Annotated in this window: 25 protein-coding genes; 11 read left to right on the top strand and 14 right to left on the bottom strand. The window is 63.7% G+C overall.

Annotated elements, in window-relative coordinates:
* Positions 1 to 64: 64 nt before the first annotated feature.
* On the top strand, positions 65 to 874 hold the full coding sequence (locus Q2941_RS18825) for an N-formylglutamate amidohydrolase (protein WP_027525244.1): 810 nt from the start codon (positions 65 to 67) through the stop codon (positions 872 to 874).
* Here Q2941_RS18825 and Q2941_RS18820 read toward each other — a convergent pair.
* The 4 genes from Q2941_RS18820 to Q2941_RS18805 all read right to left on the bottom strand — a co-directional run bounded on the left by Q2941_RS18820 (position 871) and on the right by Q2941_RS18805 (position 4,764).
* A complete protein-coding gene (locus tag Q2941_RS18820) occupies positions 871 to 1,854 on the bottom strand; it encodes a DUF3592 domain-containing protein (protein WP_027525243.1) in 984 nt (327 codons plus the stop codon). The genes Q2941_RS18825 and Q2941_RS18820 overlap by 4 nt on opposite strands.
* Positions 1,855 to 1,929: 75 nt before the next feature.
* Entirely contained in the window at positions 1,930 to 2,550 is a 621-nt protein-coding gene (locus Q2941_RS18815) for a LysE family translocator (RefSeq protein WP_084801570.1), read from the bottom strand.
* Positions 2,551 to 2,773: 223 nt separating this feature from the next.
* Positions 2,774 to 3,316 carry a hypothetical protein gene (locus Q2941_RS18810; RefSeq protein ID WP_458193400.1) on the bottom strand — a complete coding sequence of 181 codons (543 nt, stop codon included), beginning with the start codon at positions 3,314 to 3,316 and terminating at the stop codon, positions 2,774 to 2,776.
* Between the two features lie 2 nt (positions 3,317 to 3,318).
* Positions 3,319 to 4,764 carry an LVIVD repeat-containing protein gene (locus Q2941_RS18805; protein WP_027525240.1) on the bottom strand — a complete coding sequence of 482 codons (1,446 nt, stop codon included), beginning with the start codon at positions 4,762 to 4,764 and terminating at the stop codon, positions 3,319 to 3,321.
* 205 nt (positions 4,765 to 4,969) lie between these two features.
* On the opposite strand from Q2941_RS18805, the gene Q2941_RS18800 reads away from it, so the two are divergent.
* The 3 genes from Q2941_RS18800 to Q2941_RS18790 all read left to right on the top strand — a co-directional run bounded on the left by Q2941_RS18800 (position 4,970) and on the right by Q2941_RS18790 (position 6,324).
* Positions 4,970 to 5,284, top strand: a complete 315-nt coding sequence (locus tag Q2941_RS18800) for an ArsR/SmtB family transcription factor (protein ID WP_458193409.1) — start codon at positions 4,970 to 4,972, stop codon at positions 5,282 to 5,284.
* Positions 5,277 to 5,741 carry an SRPBCC family protein gene (locus tag Q2941_RS18795; protein WP_458193399.1) on the top strand — a complete coding sequence of 155 codons (465 nt, stop codon included), beginning with the start codon at positions 5,277 to 5,279 and terminating at the stop codon, positions 5,739 to 5,741. The genes Q2941_RS18800 and Q2941_RS18795 overlap by 8 nt, the downstream gene beginning before the upstream one ends.
* A 70-nt stretch (positions 5,742 to 5,811) precedes the next feature.
* On the top strand, positions 5,812 to 6,324 hold the full coding sequence (locus Q2941_RS18790) for an SRPBCC family protein (RefSeq protein ID WP_458193398.1): 513 nt from the start codon (positions 5,812 to 5,814) through the stop codon (positions 6,322 to 6,324).
* 110 nt (positions 6,325 to 6,434) lie between these two features.
* Here the strand turns inward: Q2941_RS18790 and Q2941_RS18785 are convergent, their stop codons facing one another.
* The 7 genes from Q2941_RS18785 to Q2941_RS18755 all read right to left on the bottom strand — a co-directional run bounded on the left by Q2941_RS18785 (position 6,435) and on the right by Q2941_RS18755 (position 11,342).
* The gene (locus Q2941_RS18785; protein ID WP_027525237.1) at positions 6,435 to 7,211 is read right to left on the bottom strand and encodes a DUF2189 domain-containing protein; all 777 of its coding nucleotides are present in this window, start codon (positions 7,209 to 7,211) and stop codon (positions 6,435 to 6,437) included.
* 157 nt (positions 7,212 to 7,368) lie between these two features.
* Positions 7,369 to 7,812 (bottom strand): hypothetical protein, encoded by a 444-nt coding sequence (locus Q2941_RS18780; protein ID WP_027525236.1) that lies wholly within the window; start codon positions 7,810 to 7,812, stop codon positions 7,369 to 7,371.
* 142 nt (positions 7,813 to 7,954) lie between these two features.
* Positions 7,955 to 8,182 carry a Cif family virulence factor gene (locus Q2941_RS18775; RefSeq protein WP_458193397.1) on the bottom strand — a complete coding sequence of 76 codons (228 nt, stop codon included), beginning with the start codon at positions 8,180 to 8,182 and terminating at the stop codon, positions 7,955 to 7,957.
* Positions 8,183 to 8,260: 78 nt separating this feature from the next.
* Positions 8,261 to 8,728 (bottom strand): MarR family winged helix-turn-helix transcriptional regulator, encoded by a 468-nt coding sequence (locus Q2941_RS18770; RefSeq protein WP_458193396.1) that lies wholly within the window; start codon positions 8,726 to 8,728, stop codon positions 8,261 to 8,263.
* Between the two features lie 27 nt (positions 8,729 to 8,755).
* Entirely contained in the window at positions 8,756 to 9,904 is a 1,149-nt protein-coding gene (locus Q2941_RS18765; protein ID WP_458193395.1) for an epoxide hydrolase family protein, read from the bottom strand.
* 221 nt (positions 9,905 to 10,125) lie between these two features.
* Positions 10,126 to 10,581 (bottom strand): GatB/YqeY domain-containing protein, encoded by a 456-nt coding sequence (locus Q2941_RS18760; RefSeq protein WP_027525232.1) that lies wholly within the window; start codon positions 10,579 to 10,581, stop codon positions 10,126 to 10,128.
* A 59-nt stretch (positions 10,582 to 10,640) separates the two neighbouring features.
* On the bottom strand, positions 10,641 to 11,342 hold the full coding sequence (locus Q2941_RS18755; RefSeq protein WP_027525231.1) for an alpha/beta fold hydrolase: 702 nt from the start codon (positions 11,340 to 11,342) through the stop codon (positions 10,641 to 10,643).
* Positions 11,343 to 11,488: 146 nt separating this feature from the next.
* Here Q2941_RS18755 and carA point away from each other — a divergent pair, with 146 nt between their 5' ends.
* Both carA and Q2941_RS18745 read left to right on the top strand, forming a co-directional pair.
* Positions 11,489 to 12,679 carry a glutamine-hydrolyzing carbamoyl-phosphate synthase small subunit gene (gene carA, locus Q2941_RS18750; RefSeq protein ID WP_027525230.1) on the top strand — a complete coding sequence of 397 codons (1,191 nt, stop codon included), beginning with the start codon at positions 11,489 to 11,491 and terminating at the stop codon, positions 12,677 to 12,679.
* Positions 12,680 to 12,897: 218 nt separating this feature from the next.
* Complete coding sequence (locus Q2941_RS18745) at positions 12,898 to 13,425, top strand: cupin domain-containing protein (protein ID WP_254110419.1); 528 nt, start codon at positions 12,898 to 12,900, stop codon at positions 13,423 to 13,425.
* 19 nt (positions 13,426 to 13,444) lie between these two features.
* On the opposite strand, the gene Q2941_RS18740 is transcribed toward Q2941_RS18745, so the two are convergent.
* Entirely contained in the window at positions 13,445 to 13,771 is a 327-nt protein-coding gene (locus tag Q2941_RS18740) for an ArsR/SmtB family transcription factor (protein ID WP_027525228.1), read from the bottom strand.
* 59 nt (positions 13,772 to 13,830) lie between these two features.
* Here Q2941_RS18740 and Q2941_RS18735 point away from each other — a divergent pair, with 59 nt between their 5' ends.
* The 4 genes from Q2941_RS18735 (at position 13,831) to Q2941_RS18720 (ending at position 16,480) form a co-directional block, all read left to right on the top strand.
* A complete protein-coding gene (locus Q2941_RS18735) occupies positions 13,831 to 14,256 on the top strand; it encodes a YeeE/YedE family protein (protein WP_458193394.1) in 426 nt (141 codons plus the stop codon).
* Between the two features lie 8 nt (positions 14,257 to 14,264).
* The gene (locus Q2941_RS18730; protein ID WP_458193392.1) at positions 14,265 to 14,717 is read left to right on the top strand and encodes a DUF6691 family protein; all 453 of its coding nucleotides are present in this window, start codon (positions 14,265 to 14,267) and stop codon (positions 14,715 to 14,717) included.
* Between the two features lie 11 nt (positions 14,718 to 14,728).
* Positions 14,729 to 15,622 (top strand): MBL fold metallo-hydrolase, encoded by an 894-nt coding sequence (locus Q2941_RS18725; RefSeq protein WP_458193391.1) that lies wholly within the window; start codon positions 14,729 to 14,731, stop codon positions 15,620 to 15,622.
* Between the two features lie 90 nt (positions 15,623 to 15,712).
* Positions 15,713 to 16,480 carry a sulfite exporter TauE/SafE family protein gene (locus Q2941_RS18720; RefSeq protein ID WP_458193390.1) on the top strand — a complete coding sequence of 256 codons (768 nt, stop codon included), beginning with the start codon at positions 15,713 to 15,715 and terminating at the stop codon, positions 16,478 to 16,480.
* Positions 16,481 to 16,577: 97 nt separating this feature from the next.
* Here Q2941_RS18720 and Q2941_RS18715 read toward each other — a convergent pair whose 3' ends face one another.
* Positions 16,578 to 17,108 carry a Dps family protein gene (locus tag Q2941_RS18715; protein WP_458193389.1) on the bottom strand — a complete coding sequence of 177 codons (531 nt, stop codon included), beginning with the start codon at positions 17,106 to 17,108 and terminating at the stop codon, positions 16,578 to 16,580.
* A 113-nt stretch (positions 17,109 to 17,221) separates the two neighbouring features.
* Between Q2941_RS18715 and Q2941_RS18710 the strand changes: the two genes are divergently transcribed.
* Entirely contained in the window at positions 17,222 to 17,926 is a 705-nt protein-coding gene (locus Q2941_RS18710) for a class I SAM-dependent methyltransferase (RefSeq protein WP_458193388.1), read from the top strand.
* Positions 17,927 to 18,132: 206 nt separating this feature from the next.
* Here the strand turns inward: Q2941_RS18710 and Q2941_RS18705 are convergent, their stop codons facing one another.
* Positions 18,133 to 18,504: an ArsR/SmtB family transcription factor gene (locus tag Q2941_RS18705; protein WP_458193408.1), complete on the bottom strand. Its 372-nt coding sequence runs from the start codon at positions 18,502 to 18,504 to the stop codon at positions 18,133 to 18,135.
* Positions 18,505 to 18,613 lie beyond the last annotated feature (109 nt).

The following is an 18,613-nucleotide window of genomic DNA, read 5'->3' as shown; positions in this document are numbered from 1 at the left end:
GGCTAATCTATAGCGTTGGCTGCTCAATTTTAAGAGCAGAGTGCATTTTCCATAGGCAATCAGGATGGACTTAGGGGCGGCCGGCACGACGAATCAGCTTCTCGGCAAAGGCGACATTCCGCCGGTGCATGAGACGAATGCGGCGGGAGGCGCGCCCTTTCTGCTCACGTGCGATCATTACGGGCGGGCGCTGCCGGACGCGCTCGGCGATCTCGGCGTCGCCGAAAGCGAGCTGACGCGGCACATCGCCTGGGACATCGGGATTGCCGGCGTCGCCGAGCGGCTGGCTGCGATGCTGGATGCGCACCTGATCGCGCAGCGCTATTCGCGGCTCGTGATCGACTGCAACCGCCCGCCGGGCGTAGCGAGCTCGATCCCCGTGATCTCGGAGGCCACGGTGATCCCGCGCAATGAGGGGATTTCCGCAAGCGAGCGCGACGCGCGGCGCCGCGAGATTTTCGATCCATATCACGGCCGCATCAATGCGGTGATCGACGCGCGCGTTCATGCCAGGCGCCCGACCGTGCTGGTCGCGCTGCACAGCTTCACGCCGGTCTATGCCGGCGTCGCGCGGCCCTGGCACATCGGCACGCTCTATCACCGCGATACCGTGCTGCCGCACCTCCTGCTGAAGCATCTGCGCGGCGAAAGCGATCTCGTCGTCGGCGACAACGAGCCCTATGCGGTGAGCGACCTCACCGACTACACCATCCCCGTCCACGGCGAAGCCCGCGGCCTCCTGAACACCGGCATCGAGATCCGCCAGGATCTGATCACGGACCAATCCGGCCAGCGGCAATGGGCGGAACGGCTGGCAAGAATTTTTGGCGAGATCGAAACGGAGTTGCGGGCGGAGAGGTTGGTGGTCGGCTAGCCACCGCGCGTTGCGACGAACAGCGCAAGTGCGGCGAAGATCGCGGCGATGCCCCACAGCACCAAGGCCATGCCGCCGCCACCTCGCGGATCGAGGGTCGCCTCGGCCGGATTGGCGGGATTGACATGGACCTCGACGGTGGCGCCGTCCTGATAGCGCGACAACAGGCGCAGCAGCATCTTGTTGGAGCTTGACGGCTTCTCGCTGGCAACGCGGGCGCACTCGTTGGTGTAGCTGACGTTCTGGTAGCTGTAGGTATAGGACACGCGCCTGCCGAACATCTCGACGCCGGGCGCGCTGCCGGGCTCGCTCGCCTCGCGATATTTCTCCATCTCCGACAGCTTGATCGTGCCTGACACGACTGGCCAGTGCCGCGCCGCCGAGGCCTGCCGCTGCACGGCCAGCGCCATCAGCGCGATCACCGCGCCGAATGCACCGAAGGCGACGACCAAACCGGCAAGATCGGGCCGGCCGATGTGATGCGCGAGATAGGCGTAGCTCTGGTTCAGGCCGAAGGCCGAGCCAAACACGATCGCAAGCACGATGGCCGAGCCGATGCCGAGACAGCCCCACAGGCCCTCGGGCAGATCGCGCTCCAGCACGGCCTGATCGGGATGGCGCGGATTGTAGTAGACGGAGACGACGCTGCCGGCGGGATATTTCGCGAGCTTCTCGGCGACCTGAAAGTTGCCGAGGTCCTCGCCGATCGAGATGCGGTTGTTGCGCAGCTTCCGGCCGCCGACGGAATATTCGTAAACGACGTTGGCGAAGTTGCGGCTCTCGAGCCGATAGCCGTCCTCACGCTCGTCGTCGGAAACCTGGACCTCGCGCACCTCGGCGGCCGAGGTCACGACCTTGCCAGACGTCTGCGGCCAGCTCCGCGCCTCGCGGGCCTGCCAGGTCTTCACGACGGCGGCGATCAGGATCAGTCCGAACGGCGCAAGCAGCATCGCATAGACGAGCCAGGGCAGCTTGGGCACGGTCAAATTCCTTCGTCAGCGGCAATGCCCGGTTGGACGCGCCACGCTGACGAAAGGTTCAACCCGACCGGGAGGCTATTTGGCGCGGGTCAGCGCCAGCCAGATGCCACCGCCGATCATGAAGCCGCCGGAGACGCGCGACATCATCCGCGTGCGGCGCGCCGAGAAGAATTTTCGGGCGCGGCCGGCAGCCGTGGCGTAGAGCGCGTCGGTCATCGCGGCCGTCACCATGAAGGTCGCGCCCAGCAGCGCGACCTGCGGGAAGTGGTCGCGGTTCATATCCATGAACTGCGGGATGAAGGCGCCGAAGAACACCAGCACCTTCGGGTTCGACAGCAGCACCAGAAAGCCTTGCAGGAAGAAGCCGCCGCGCGGCGGCGCCGGCGGCTCGTCGACCTTGACGCCCTCGACCGGCGCCCAGATCAGCTTGATGCCGAGCCAGATCAGATAGGCGGCGCCGGCAAAGCGCACCCAGTCGAACCAATAACCCATGGTCGCCATCAGCGAGGTCAGCCCGATCGCGACGACGCCGATCACGATCGCAAGGCCTGCTTGCGCGCCCGCGACGTTGGTCAGCGCCGCGCGGGTTCCATGCCTGAGGCCATTGGCGATGACGAGCGTGACGATCGGACCAGGTAACAGCGCCAGCGCAATGCAGGCGGCGACGAAGGCGAGATAGGCTTGCAAGGACATCATGGGGAGACTCGCTGATGGAGTTGCGGGTTATTAATGCATGGCGCAGGCGGGAACGGAAGTCGTGATGATGCGGACCGCTCGGGCCCTGAATACCGGCGTCATGGCGAAAGCGGGGTATCCAGTACGCCGCGGCCCCTCCGTAGCCCACAGAAGCCTCTGGAATACTTGATCACCCGCTTTCGCGGGTGATGACGGCGGTGTGGGCGGCCCGATCGTGCCTCCCTCACCTTCCATCCAGCGCAGCGATCATCCATCGTTTCATCTCCGGGGTTTCCAGGAACTCCAGCGCCGCGCTCCGAGCGGCCATCGCCTCGCCCGCATTCTGCGCAACTGCAACCAGGAGATCACAACGGCGCGAGAGCGCGATGCCAATCGCCGCATGGCGCGCGCCGTCGAGCATGTCGAGACCGTAGTGTCTGCCACGTCCATGCAACTCGCCAACACGCACCGCTTCGCCCGGTGCTGTCGCTACAAAACGCGGGCTGATCAGGTCGAGGTCGGCGACGCGATCGACCTCGTCGTCATCGGCAACGCCGCGGTCGCAATTGCAAAAGCCGAGCTTGGCGCGGACGTAGAGCTCAGTGCCGGCGCAGGCCCCATCGCAGCGGAACGCACGGCCCGCGGGCCAGCCGTCCCGCGGGAACGGCCAGGCGATCTCGCGCCAATGAGCGGATGTCTCCACTGGCGCCGGCGCGAGTTGATACGCGCCGACGCTGGAGGCGCCGAACCCAATCGCCGCAGCCACTATCGTCGCGGCGCGCCGCATCGTCAGTTCTTCGGCAGGCCGGCGACGGCGCGCGCGGGTCCGGTCAGTTCCAGAATGTGCAGGCCGGTGTTGGCGCGATCGACGATATAGATATAGCCGCGGTCATCGGTCTCGACATTGTTGGTCTGGATCGCGACCTTGCAGCGCTCGCCGCCTTCGACCGGGATGCAGCGTTTGTCGGTTGCCTGAGTGATCGCCGGGATGAAATAGCCGACCTCCTTGGGGTGATAGGGATCGCGGATATCGAGCGCACGCACGCCGGCATTGAAGAAGGCGATGAAGGCCATCTTCTTGTAGTAGACCGGCGCCATGCTCTCATTGGACGAATGCGAGCCGAAGCGACCGCCGCGCTGGCAGAATTGCCCGCTCGCCTCCGGAACCGTGTAGCTCGAGATCATCATAGGCCGCGTCTCGGTGGTGACGTCGGCAAACCACACCATCTGCCGCGCCTCACCACATTCGTTCAAAATCGCCTCGTCGACGATCATCACGATGTCGCGCATTCTGCCGTCCTTGTCCTCGCCGAATTCGGCGACAGGCATGTCGAGCATCGGGAACGTCGTATGCGCGCCATTGAAGGCCGACATCGGCAGGCGCGAAATCTCGGGGTAGCGCAGATTGTCCGCCGTCGGCTCCTTCGGTCCACTCAACAGCTTCTCGCGATCGACGATTTGCAAGATGCCGCCCTTGTTGGTGCCGTAGCCGAAATAGATGCGGTTGCCCGTGGGCCCGGTCGAAATCGGCCCGTGCAATTCGGTCGGCACCGCGCCGGTCGCGCCGGGCTCCTGGCCGGGCAAGCCGAAGTCGCGGATCTTCTGCGGATGCGCGGGATCACCGAGATCATAGACCTGCGTCATGCGGCGCGTGCGCCAGTCCGGCGCGCCCGAGACGAGATAGGCAATGCCGGTGTCGCATTCCCACCAGCTCTTGTGCGTGTCCTTCAAGCCACCAATGCGCGTGATGAGCACGGGATTGGCGGGATCGGCGACGTTCCAGATCTCATGCGCCTCGCTGCCGAAGGTACGGAGCAGATAGACGGCGTTGGCATCGCCCTTCGGCAACGACTTGCCGTCGCACACCCGCACCATCTGCGCGCCGCCGGATTCATACTTACCCTCCTGCCCCGGCAGGTGGCGCAGATATTTGGGATGCGCGGGGTCCGTGACATCGACGATCGAGGTGCCGTTCGGCTCGGCTTGCCCCGTCAGCGGATTGACCGGACTGGGAACGTCCTCGGTGCCGCCGTGATGGCCGATATAGGCGATCCAGCGATCGCCCTGATGATGAATGGTCGGCTGATAGGCACTGCGCGCCTGAAGGTCGTTATATCCGACCAGCTTCATGTTGGAGGCTTCGGGCGGCGCGCCGATCACCTGCTGCCTCTGCGCATGGACGCTGCTGCAAGCAAAAAGAACGAGGCAGGCAGCAAGTTGGACACGACGAAACATGTTTCCTCCCGGAACCAATCTCCGTTGGCTGAGATAAGACGCTAACACGGGGACCGTGCCGAAAACATGATCTCGAGGTCAAGGCGGTCATTCCGGAAACCGCGCAGGTTATCCGGAATCTCGAGATTTGCGGGTTCATCGCCGCGCGATGCCCCCGAATGATGACACTTGACATGCAACTATTTGGTTGCCTATTATCACCTGCATGGATGAGGTCTTCAAAGCGCTGGCCGACACCTCGAGACGGTCGCTCTTGGACAGGCTTCACGCCAGGAACGGGCAAACGCTGAACGAGCTCTGCGAGGGCCTGGAGATGACGCGCCAGGCCGTCACCAAGCACCTTGCCATTCTCGAAGAGGCCAACCTGGTCACAACCTTCAGGCACGGCCGCGAGAAGCTGCACTACCTCAATCCCGTGCCGATCCATCAGATCGGTGAACGCTGGATCAAGAAGTTCGAGCGCGGGAAACTTGCCGCGCTCAGCGAGTTGAAACGTAAACTGGAGAAGCGCGATGTCTAAGCCGAGCTATGTCTACGTGACCTATATCGAGACCTCGCCCGAGACGCTGTGGCAGGCACTGACCGACGGCGATTTCACCGAACGCTACTGGTTCGGTCATCGCATCGCCTCCGACTGGAAGGAGGGCGCGCCCTACCGCTTCACCAACAACGGCAATCCGACGGTGGAGGGCGAGGTCATCACCTTCGATCCGACACGGCGGCTCGCCTATAGCTGGCACAATCGCAAGCCCGAGGCCGCGGGCGAAGGGATCTCGCGCGTCACCTTCGATCTCGAACCACGCGGCAAGGTCGTCAAGCTGACGGTCACGCATGACGAGCTCGGCGAGGACGGCAAGACCCTGCGCGACATCTCCGGCGGCTGGCCGATGGTGCTGTCGAACCTGAAGAGCCTCCTCGAGACTGGCCGCTCCATCGAGATCGTGCCGCCAGGTTATTCAAAAAAGGACGCCGCGTGATGCCTCGGCCTGGATTCATCCATGCGTTAGCGATCCCGCCGGGCGCGCTGGGCATTGAAGGATTTGAGTGATGAACATCGATCAGTTCAAGGCGCTGACGGTTTACACGATCTACATCGCCTCCACGCCCGAGAAGGTGTGGGAGGCGCTGACCTCGGCCGAGTTCAGCCGGATGTATTTCTTCGGCAATGCGGTCGCGGTCGAGCCGCGGCTCGGCGGCGCCTTCATCGTGCGCACGCCGGACGGCGCGCTGCACATCTCGGGCGAGGTGCTCGAATATGATCCGCCGAGAAAGCTCTCGATCACCTTCAACGTCAACTGGCCGGAGCTGATCGAGAAACTCGGGCCGACGCTCGTGACCTACGAAATCGAGCCAGCCGGCGAGGCGGTCCGCCTCACCATGAGCGAAGGCCACGACCGGCCGCTCAGCGACGACATCCTGTCGGGCGGGCGCCAGGGTTGGCCTGCGATCCTGTCCAGCCTCAAGAGCGTGCTCGAGACCGGCAAGCCGCTGGTCGTCAAGATGGGCCCGCCGCAACGGATGCTGGACGCGTTGAAGGCGATGGGCATCAAGACGCCGTAGGCTGATCGACGTCATTCCGGGGCGCTCGCAAAGCGGGCGAACCCCGGAATCCGGAAGTTGTGGCGCGAGATTCCGGGTTCGCGCTGACGCGCGCCGCGGAATGGCAGCGCTCAGGCCGGCACCGGCACCACCAAGCGCCGATACAGGTGCCAGGTCGCATGGCCGAGCACCGGCAACGTCACGATCAGCCCGAGAAAGTACGGCAGCGCCGAGACGACCAACAGCATCACGATGACCGCGGCCCAGCCGATCATCGGCAACGGGCTGGTGACGACGGCGCGCACGCTCGTCACCATCGCGGTGACGAAATCGACCTCGCGGTCGAGCAGCAACGGAAACGACACCACGGTCAGCGAGAACAGGATCAGCGACAGCGCGGCGCCGACCGCATTGCCGATGGCGAGGAACAACAGGCCCTCATTGGTGGTGAGCACCACCGTCATGAATTCCTGCAGGCTCGAGAAGGACGCGTGCAGGCCGAGCAGCAGCGCGATCAGCAATCGCACCTGGTACATCCAGACCACGAACACGAACAGCGTGACGAACGCCATCCAGCCGATCTCGCTGCGCGAGCGTATCGTCGACCAGATTGCGCCGAAGGACACGGGCTCGCCCGCTTCGCGGCGCCGACTCACTTCGTAGAGGCCGATTGCGACGAAAGGCCCGATCAGCGCAAAACCCGCCGCGAGCGGATAGACCAGATAGATCAGCCCGAACGCGGTGAGGCAGAGCATGATGGCGATGCCGCCGGCGGCATAGAGCACGCCGAAGCAAAGCCCGTACAGCGGCAGCGCCTGGAAATCCCGCAGGCCTTCGGCCAGCGCCTCCGCGATGTCGGTCGCGGCCACAGCGCGCACGACCGGATCGACTTTGCCCGAAATGGACATTGGCTTCCTCCGCGAATTCCCCTCGCGCGATCTTCCTCGCGAGCGGTTCTCTTGGCGCCAATGATAGTCCGCTCTCGCAGGGCTTGCACGGGAGAGTTGAGCGGTCAGCAGATACCGCAATTGCCTTTCGGGCAATGCGCCGCGCCCTCTTCCCTCGTCAGGAATGCGACGCGAGCAAGAGCGCCATACCAAGATTGGCCAGAAACAGGGCCGCGTCGATGACAAAGATCCGGAGCATCGGCCCCTTCAACACGGGCCAGTAAGCCACTCCGACGCGCCCGCCGCGCATCAGGACCGGTAGATTATAGGCGAACTGGCTGAAGTGGCAGGCAGCGAAGAACAGGAACAAGACCAGCTGCGCTTCGATCGGCTGGAAGAAAGGTGGCCGAACGGCCAGAAGATAGAGCGAAAGAATTCCGATCGGCAGATTCATCCCGCCCAGGAACGCTACGCTTGCGGCCAAGGTCGGCGCGATCGGATTGCTGCGCTCTTCCCGCGGCAGCAATATCTTCAGCGTATTGCGCTGGGCGATGCTGAACTGGATGAAGGCACCGCCGAACCAGAGCGCGTTGAGCAGCAGGACGAAATCTGAAAGACGCATGGCTATTTCCCGTAGAAGGCCTCGCTACGCACAACACGACCGGCATCATCGAAGTCCATGAACTCGCTGGCGCGCGTATCGCCCAATTGCCACCACACAGTCAGGCGCGCGATCGTGTCGTCCCAGCTCCAATTCAGGATCTTCAGGTCGGCGCTTTCGATGTGGCCGTAGGCTTTCCGCCAGTAGGTGCGGATGTTCTCGGTGCCGTGACGGTGGGAGACCCGGTCAGAGTGAGCGCCAGGGGACTACGCATCTGCGCATCGTCGGCGAAATGCGCGACGACCGTGTCGATATCGACCCTGCGCCAGCTCGCGCACCATGCCGCTACGAAGCGTTCGGCGGCAGCGCGATCCATCTTCTGTGCACTCATGGCGCAGCCCTCCCCCGGCTCGTTGCCGGGAAAGTGGCAAAGCTCGCTTCTCATGTCAACTATATTGACGTGACGCCGTCAGTTGTTGTCGGCGATCGTCTCCATGACGGCCATCCATGCGGCAGCGCCAGGCGCCCCGACGCGATCGAACGCGTCGCGCATGACCTTGCGCTCATGGTCCGACGCCCTTTGCTCAATGCGATGTCCCGCTTGCGTCAGGCGCAACAGTTTGGAGCGGTGCTGCTCGGGCGAGCGCTTCGAGGTCAGGAGCTTGCGCTCCAGCAACAGGTTGAGCGGCCGGTTCAGGGCCTGCTTGGAAATGCCGAGTGTCTCGATCAGCGACCCGATCGCGATATCGGGCCGGCGAGCCACCACGTAGAGAATACGATGGTGCGGACGCGACAAGCCCTGCTTCGCAAGATACTCGTCGGCCAGGAGCGTCATTCCGCGCCAGCCGTAATACATGAGCTCCAGCGCCGCATCCAGATCGTGCAGCTTCTCGAGTGAGGCGCGGTGAAGACCCGCTGCATGAGACGTCTTTTGCATCATCTGACTGCGTCGAATTGAAAGAGTTTATCCCCGCGCCCGCACCGTCGCGAAGAATTTTCGCACGTCGCGCACGAACAGCTCCGGCTGCTCGAAGGCGGCAAAGTGGCCACCCTTCTCCATCTCGCTCCAATGCGTGATGTTGTGAAAATTGGGCTCCATCCAGTGCCGCACCGGCGTGATGATCTCCTTGGGGAACACCGCAACGCCGGTCGGCACCTTGACGACCGGCGTCGTGCGGCGCTTGCCGAAGCTTTCCCAATAGAGCCGCGCCGAGGAGGTCGCCGTCTGCGTCGCCCAATAGAGCATGACGTTGTCGAGCAGCTCGTCCCGGGTGAAGATGTTTTCGGGATGGCCGTTGCAATCGGTCCAGGCCCAGAACTTTTCCAGGATCCAGGCCGCCTGCCCGCTCGGCGAATCCGTGAGGCCATAGCCGAGCGTCTGCGGCCGCGTCGATTGCTGCTTCGAGTAGCCGGAGTCGAGATCGACATAGTGCTTCAGGCGAGCGAGCGCCCGCTTCTCTTCAGCCGTCGGCTCGCCCTCGACCTTCGGCGCCGAATTGAAGGCAAGCGTGATGTGAATGCCGGCGCAATGCTCAAAGTCCTGCGCGCCGAGCGAGGTCGTCACCGCCGAGCCCCAATCGCCGCCCTGCGCGCCGTAACTGCTATAGCCGAGGCGATCCATCAGCTTGGCCCAGGTCGCGGCGATGCGGTCGACGCCCCAGCCGGTTGTCTTGGGTTTCGCCGAGAAGCCGAAGCCCGGCAGCGAGGGACAGATGACATGAAAGGCATCGGCGGCATTGCCACCATACGCAGCGGGATCAACCAGCGGCGCGATCACCTTCTGAAATTCGACGATCGAGCCGGGCCAGCCATGAGTGATGATCAGCGGCAGCGCAGCAGGCTCGTTCGAGCGCGCATGGATGAAGTGGATATCGAGCCCGTCGATCTCGGTGGTGAACTGATCGAAGCGATTGAGCTTTGCTTCGCGCGCCCGCCAGTCATATTCGTTGGCCCAGTAGCCGCAGATCTCCTTGATCCACGTCAGCGGCGCACCCTGGCTCCAGTCGTCGACCAGCTCCGGCTCCGGCCAGCGCGTGCGCGCAAGGCGCGATTTGAGGTCGGCGAGGATGTCATCGGGGATGTTGATGCGAAACGGCTTGATCGCGCTGGTCATCAGTTGCCTTCCGACTTGTGTAGCCGGAGACTAGACCGAACGGCTGCCACATCAAAGGTGCACCTTCTCCCCTTGCGGGAGAAGGTGGCGCGAAGCGCCGGATGAGGGGTCTCTATCCGCGCATTCACTGCGACAGTTTCATTCTCGGAGAGAGACCCCTCACCCGTCTCGCCGCTATGCGGCGAGCCACCCTCTCCCGCAAGGGGAGAGGGTAAGAACGGCTAGCCCGTCAACGCTGCCTTCACCAAACCACTGGCCTTCGCGAAATCCATCTGCCCGGTGTACTTCGCCTTCAACGCCGCAATCACCTTGCCCATGTCCTTCATGCCGGCGGCGCCGGTCTCGGCAATCGCATCGGAAATCGCCTTCTTCACATCGTCGTCGGACATCTGCTTGGGCAGATAGGCCGAGATCACGGCGATCTCCTCGCGCTCCTGCGCGGCGAGCTCGGCGCGGCCGCCCTTCTCGTAGAGCTCGACCGCCTCCTGGCGCTGCTTGATCATCTTCTGGAGCACGCCGAGCAGCTCGGCATCGCTCAGCGGCGGCTTGCCGTTGCCGCGCGCCTCGATGTCGGCATTCTTGATGGTCGAATTGACCATGCGCAGCGTGCCGAGCTTGCGCTCGTCCTTGGCCTTCATGGCCTCTTTCACCGCAGCGTTGATGTCGTCGCGCATCATGGTCCTGATCCTTTCGATGTATTGAGCCTGATCTAGGCCGTTCGCAGGCCGTACACAACTCAGTTCCGCAGCCATTCCGACAGCGCCGCGGCAGTCGCCTCAGGCTGCTCCGGCTGAGGCAGGTGCCCGCACTCGCTGAGGATCACGAGCCTGGCGCCGGCGATACCCTCGGCCATCTCCTTCGAGAGCGCGTTCGGGATGGTGTTGTCGGCGTCGCCCGTCAGCACCAGCGTCGGGCATTTGATCGTCGCCAGCGTGGGACGGGAATCCGCCCGCGCGATGATCGCGGTCTGCTGCCGGAGATAGCCTTCGACGCCGACATCCTCATCCTGCGCATGCACGAGCCGCAGCAGGTTCACATCATGACGCCGCGATGGATGCACCAGCTCCGGAAACATCTCCTCGCGCACGGCGCGAAGCTCGCCGTGCTCGGCGCGCGCCATGTGCGCACGGCGGCGCGCGGTCGCCTCCGGCGTATCGGGTCGCGCCTGCGTATTGATCAGCGCGAGCTTTGCCACCCGCTCCGGCGCCTGCCGCATGATCTCGAAGGCGACGTAGCCGCCCATGGAATGGCCGGCGAGCGCAAAGCGCGGCGGCGCCTGGCTGAGGATACCCCGGGCGATCGCCGCCATACTGTCGTCACGGATATGGTTGGCAACCATCACTGGGCCGAACCGCCATAGCGCGGGAATGACGGGGGCGTAGATGCGGGGCGAGGACGCCAATCCAGGAACCAGTAGAAGCGGGGTGGTCTGGTTCATTATTGCCTCGCAAGCCCCCGAATTTGCGGGAAATTGTCGATTCCAGCTTAAGTGCCCGGAGAGGCCTGTCAAATATGCAAAAACGCATGTGAATCCGCGCTTCTCCGCTTTGACGGCAGCGCTGCGCCGGACTATGTAGCGCGCTCATGACACAATCCGAAAACGATCCCGCCTGGCCGGACCATAAACCGACCGCGCTCCTCGTGCTTGCCGATGGCACGGTGCTCGAAGGCTTTGGCCTTGGCGCCGAAGGACACGCCGTCGGCGAGGTCTGCTTCAACACCGCGATGACCGGCTACGAGGAGATCCTGACCGATCCGTCCTATGCCGGGCAGCTCATCACCTTCACCTTCCCGCATATCGGCAATGTCGGGACCAACGAGGAAGACATCGAGACGGTGAACATGGCCGCGACGCCCGGCGCGCGCGGCGTGATCCTGCGCACCGCCATCACCGATCCCTCGAACTACCGCGCCACCCGCCATCTCGACCAGTGGCTGAAGGCGCGCGGCATCATTGGTCTGTCCGGCATCGACACGCGCGCGCTGACCGCGCTGATCCGCACCAAGGGCATGCCGAACGCCGTGATCGCTCACGCGAAGAACGGCGAGTTCGACCTGCACGGCCTGAAGGAAGAAGCACGCGAATGGCCCGGCCTCGAGGGCATGGACCTCGTGCCGATGGTCACCTCTGGCCAGCGCTTCACCTGGGACGAGACGCCCTGGGAATGGAATAAAGGTTTCAGCCGCCAGGATAATCCGGCGTTCAACGTCGTCGCCATCGACTACGGCATCAAGCGCAACATCCTGCGCCTGCTCGCCGGCGTCGGCTGCAAGGTGACGGTGGTGCCGGCGACGACATCGGCCGATGACATCCTGGCGATGAAGCCGGATGGCGTGTTCCTGTCGAACGGCCCGGGCGATCCGGCCGCGACCGGCAAATATGCCGTGCCGGTGATCAAGGAAGTGATCAAGTCGGGCACACCGACGTTCGGCATCTGCCTCGGCCACCAGATGCTCGGCCTGGCCGTCGGCGCCAAGACCAAGAAGATGCATCAGGGCCATCACGGCGCCAATCACCCCGTGAAGGACGAGACCACGGGCAAGGTCGAGATCACCTCGATGAACCACGGCTTTGCCGTGGACGAGAGGACACTGCCGAAGGGCGCGACGCAGACGCACGTGTCGCTGTTCGACGGCTCCAATTGCGGCATCCAGCTCGACGGCAAGCCAGTGTTCTCGGTGCAGTATCACCCCGAAGCTTCACCTGGCCCGCGCGACTCGCACTATCTGTTCCAGCGCTTTGCCGATCTGATGCGCGAGAGGAAGCGGGCGTAAGCTTTTGCGCAATCGCTGCCACGACGTCATGCCCGGGCTCGCCCCGGGCATTTTTGTCATTCCCGGGCGCGCGAGGCGCGAGCCCGGAATCCATTGAGCAACGAACTCTGCGGTACGATCGATTCCGGGCGCGACGCTGCGCGTCGCCCCGGAAATGACAGGGAACGTCGACTGACGTGCCTTGTTGATCCCTGCCAGCCTTCGCACAGGAGCCTGCCATGTCCGTCGTCCACGACAAGGCCGAGCCGCTCGCCATCGTCTTCGAAGACGACGGCCTCGTGCCGAACAACATCCTGCCGTTCCTGGTCTATCAGGGCACGGTCAAGCTCGATCCGAAGCGTCCCGAAGAAACCATCGAAGGCCTGTTCGCGGAGAACGGCTGGGGCGGCACGTGGCGCAACGGCGTCTACGATTATCTCCATTATCATTCGACCGTGCATGAGGTGCTCGGCGTCGCGCGCGGCCACGCCCGCGTGCGCTTCGGTGGCGATCACGGCCAGCAGCTCGACATCAAGGCCGGCGACGTCGCGATTCTCCCCGCTGGCACCGGGCATCAATGCATCAGCGCAAGCGACGATTTCTGCGTGATCGGTGCCTATCCGCCCGGATCGAAGATGGAAGTCACGCGCCCAACGCCGGAGAACCACGCCAAGGCGCTGAAGACGATTCCGAGGGTCGAGCTGCCGCCGAGCGATCCGGTGATGGGCAAGCAGGGGCCGCTGGTACGGCTGTGGCGACGTCCCTAGCGCCGTCGCAGTACCATGCTCAGGCGCAGTACAGCCGATAGAGCGTCTGCAGCACTTCGCGAACCTCGGGGCTGGCGAGCCGGTAATAAATCGTCTGTCCGTCCCGCCGGGTCGTGACCAGATCCAGCGCGCGCATCTTGCCGAGATGCTGCGACAACGCGGCCGAGGACAGCCCGACAAGGTCGGCGAGATCGCCCACCGACCGCTCCCCGTCGAGAAGGTTGCAGAGCACCATCAATCGCTTGGCGTTCGCCATCGCGGTCAGCAGGCGCGAGGCCTCCTCGGCCTTCTCTTCGAGGGCCACGGCTGCGGTTTCGGGAACCTTGCGTCTGCTTTGATTCTTCATGCTTGATAATTTAGAATATTCGAATATAATAATCAACTAAATGTTCTGAGGAGCACCCCATGCCGACTACGTTCACACCGCTGGCCTCGCTTGCGGGCGGGGTCCTGATCGGGCTTTCCGCGGTGATGCTGATGGCCGTCAGCGGCCGGATCGCCGGCATCAGCGGCATCGCCGCGCGCCTGCTGCCGCCCTTCGGCGATGACGCAACCGCGGGCCGCTTCGCCTTCATCGCCGGGCTTATCGCCGCGCCCGCGCTTGCGCGCCTCGTCACCGGCGAGTTTCCACCGCAAGCGATCGAGACCGGCGGCGTGCTGCTGGCCGTGGCTGGCCTGCTGGTTGGCTTCGGCTCGGTGTGGGGCAGTGGCTGCACCTCCGGGCACGGCGTCTGCGGCATATCGCGCCTGTCGACCCGCTCGATTGTCGCCACCCTCGTCTTCATGACCACCGGCTTCGTGACGACCTTCGTCGTCCGGCATCTCGCGTGAGGTCTGCCATGTCCGTCCTGATTCAATTTGCCATCGGCCTGATATTCGGAGTCGGGCTCTTGATCTCCGGCATGTCGAATCCCGCAAAGGTCCTCAATTTCCTCGATCTCGCCGCCATTCGCGCGGGATCATGGGACCCGAGCCTGATGTTCGTGATGCTGGGTGCCGTCGCCACCGCTTTCATCGGCTTCCGCCTGGTACTGAAGCGGCAACGGCCGCTGCTCGGCGACACCTTTCATCTGCCGGTCAGGAACGATCTCGATCCGCGCGTCATTGTCGGGCCGGCGATTTTCGGCGTCGGCTGGGGTCTCGCCGGCTTCTGTCCGGGCCCTGCCTTCGTTGCGCTTGGCTACGGTACTTTGGCTTCGGTCCTGTTCGTGATCGCGATGATGATCGGCATGGCCGCTGCCCGCGCGCTCGCGGAGCGGCAACCGACGCTAGCGACGCCATCCTACGAGTAACGGAGTTCCCAATGTCAGATCTTCCCCTCGTGGTCGATCTCCCGGTCAAGCCGGTGATCACCCCGTTCTTTGATGCGGCGACCAATACCGTCAGCTATGTGGTGCAGGATCCCGGCTCCAAAGCCTGCGCCATCATCGATTCCGTCATGGACATCGACTACGCCGCCGGGCGTATCTCCTATCACTCTGCCGATGCGATCATCGACTTCGTCTTGCAGAACGGCCTCACGCTCGAGTGGCTGATCGAGACCCACGTTCATGCCGATCACCTCTCGGCCGCGCCCTATATCCAGGGCAAGCTCGGAGGCAAGATCGGCATCGGTGAAAACATCACCGTGGTGCAGGAGACCTTCGGCAAGGTGTTCAACGAAGGTACCGAATTCCAGCGCGATGGCAGTCAGTTCGACCGGCTGTTTGGGGATGGCGACAGCTACCGCATCGGCGCGATGACGGCGGTTGCCCTGCACACGCCCGGCCATACGCCGGCCTGCGTGACGCATGTCATTGGCGATGCCGCCTTCGTCGGCGACACGCTGTTCATGCCCGATGGCGGCTCGGCGCGCGCGGATTTTCCGGGCGGCGACGCTCGCAGCCTTTACCGCTCGATCCGGCGGATCCTGTCGCTGCCAGATCAGACCCGCCTCTTCATGTGTCATGATTACGGTCCGAACGGCCGCGATATCCGTTGGGAAACCACGGTCGCCGAGCAGCGTGCCCACAACATCCATGTCCGCGACGGCATCTCGGAGGAGGAGTTCGTGGCCGCGCGCGAGGCGCGCGACCGGACGCTGGAGATGCCGAGGCTCATCATCCCGTCACTGCAGGTCAACATGAAGGCCGGCCGGCTTCCCTCGCCGGATCCGAGCGGAAAGCGCTTCCTCAAGGTGCCGCTCAACGTGCTGTAGCCCGCAAGAATAGCGGCAGCGTGCCTCCCGCACTGATGCGTGGGGATCTCCTGGAGCAATGAAATTATGGTTGCGCTCTCGATAGCGCGAATGACGCTCGGTTCGCTCTCCGGCTCACTCGTCGGCTTCTCACTTGGGCTTGTCGGTGGCGGCGGATCTATCCTGGCCGTCCCGCTGATGGTCTATCTCGTCGGAGTCGCTAACCCCCATCTCGCGATCGGAACGAGCGCGATCGCGGTGGCGGCAAATGCGGGGATCAATCTGGCGAACCATGCCAAAGCGGGCAATGTGAAATGGCCGTGCGCGAGTGTCTTTGCTGTGGCGGGCATTGTGGGTGCGCTCGGCGGCTCGACACTCGGCAAGATGCTCGACGGCCAGAAACTGCTGCTGATCTTCGCGCTGTTGATGCTCATCGTCGGCGCGCTGATGCTGCGCAAACGCGCAGGCGACGGCGATTTTGCCGTGAGGCTCGGTCGCAACAATTTCCCGGCGCTCCTGGGCCTCGGTCTTGCGACCGGCGCCCTGTCGGGCTTCTTCGGAATCGGCGGCGGCTTCCTGATCGTGCCCGCCCTGATGCTGGCGACCGGGATGCCGATCCTCAACGCCATCGCCTCCTCGCTCGTCTCGGTCACGGCCTTTGGGCTCACCACCGCGGCCAACTACGCTATCGCCGGCCTGGTCGACTGGAGGCTCGCGATCGTTTTCCTTGCGGGGGGTGCCGTTGGCGGCCTGCTCGGCGCGCGGCTGGCCAAACACCTCGCCGGCAAGCGAGGCGCGCTCAACAACGTCTTCGCCGCGCTGATCTTCGCCGTCGCGATCTACATGCTCTATCGAAGCTGGATGGCCCTCGGCCAATAGACCTGGAGCCTTGTCGAGGCGTGCCCACCATTTTCCACCGTGATCACGGAAAGGTGGTGGGCACGGCGTGGACGCACCTTTGTTGCGGCGGAGTACCTTACGCCGCGTTGCTGCCTTCCTGGCGGCTGGCCTCGAACAGAAACCAGGTGCGGCGCTCGGTCTCGTCGATGAAGACTTCGAGCAGGCTCGCACTGGCGACATCGCCGGCTTCGTCGCACACCTCATGGGCTTTGCGCATGGCGGCTGCGACGTGCTTGTTGTCCTGCATCAGCTCGTGCAGCATCTCGCGCGGCGGGACGTAATCCTCGTCATTGTCCTTGATGGTCTTGAGCCTGGCGATCTGGCCGATCGACTTCAGCGTGGCGCCGCCGATTTTACGGACGCGCTCGGCGAGTTGGTCGGTAGTGGCGAAGATCGCTTCCGACTGCTCGTCCAGCAGCAGGTGGTAGTCGCGAAAATGGCGGCCGCTGATGTGCCAGTGGAAATTCTTGGTCTTCAGGTACAGCGCAAAGGCATCGGCAAGCAACACGTTGAGCGCTTCCGAAACCTTGTCGACCGAGCCGGATGCCAAATCGGTCGGGGTGTCGAGATCGGATGAGATCTTGTGGTTATCTGGCTTTTTGCTCACGGGAGACCTTCCTGTTAGGACGCGGACATTGACGGCGTGCCGTCGCACCCCTAACGCAGGCGAGCAGCCGCGGTTCCTGGGCCGGAACCGACTTGCCGGGACCTTCGAAGACCATGGACGATTGGATCGACTATTACGACTCCACGCACACGATCTATGTCAGCAAGCTGCATCGCGATTTGCACTTCCAGATCATCGCGCGGGACATCATCGGCTACATCTCCTCGCCCGGCGCGACGGTACTGGACTATGCCTGCGGCGAGGCGCTGTCGGCGGGCGAGGTGGCGAATGCCTGCGACAAGCTGATCCTGGCGGAGCCCGCGCCCGGCGTGCGCGGCCGGCTGATCGCGCGCTTCGCACCGAACACCAAGATCCGCGTCCGCTCGCTTGAAGACGTGCGGAAGATGGCCGAGCAGTCCATCGACCTCGTGGTGATGAACTCGGTCGTCCAATACATGACGCCTGCGGAACTGGACTCCGCGCTCATAGTGATCCGCCGGCTCCTGAAACCTTCAGGCAAGCTCGTGCTCGGCGATATCCTCCAGCCCGAGGTCGGGATGTTCAGGGACGTGCTGGCCCTGCTCAGTTTTGGCGCACGTCACGGCTTTCTCAGGGATGCGCTGGTCGGACTGGTCTCGACCGCACTGTCCGACTACCGCCACCTGCGCTCGCGCATCGGACTCCAGCGCTACAGCGAGGAGGAGATCACCGCCAAGCTCGCGGCGGCGGGGTTTTCGGTGCAGCGCGCGCACACCAATATCGGCCACAACCGCTGGCGCATGACCTTCATCGCGCGCCCGCCCTTTGCGCGCGGTTAGGGTTAACGGGGAGTGGAGGTAGCCTGCCCGACTGCGATCGGTAATGATCCAGTCGGCCCGGTGGCGGAAGCGTCAACGCGAGGGCGGTGCATCGCTCTTTATCCTGGTTCAAATCCAGGCCGGGTCTCCACGCTTCGCCCCTGCGTGGCTACACGTGGCGCAGCCACGCTAGATCGGCGCCATAGCGACGCGCACTCATCTCATCCTCACTCCACGTCAACCACATCGCATTCAGACAGCAGCTGAAGCCGATCGGCATCCTTGGCGGCCGAGTTGATCACGGCATCGAGAAGGCCCGGAAAACGCGCGTCCAGATCCTCGCGGCGCAGCCGCATGAACCGGTTGGTGCCCGCCACGCGCGTCAGCATCAGGCCGCATTCGCGCAGCTTGGCGAAGTGATAGGCGAGGTTGGATTTGCCGGCGAGCCCGCTGAAGTCGCCGCAGCACAGTTCGCTGCTGACACGTTCCTGCTGGGCGAGCTGGTACACGATCGCCAATCGGATCGGATCGCTCAGGCAATCCAGGACCATCGGCAGTTCGATCTGCTCGCGGGTGGGATGGAGAGGTGTGCGGCTCATGATCTGAGAATCATAGCGAAGCGCCCGCAATGTTCAATAGTTCTTGAACCAATTGACTCCTCCAAACTTCGCATTCAATAGTTCAATAAACGTTGAACATAGGGATGTT

This window comes from Bradyrhizobium sp. UFLA05-153 (genome assembly GCF_054185185.1).
Note: the sequence above shows the minus strand (reverse complement) of the source record. Positions and strands in the feature narration are given on the sequence as shown.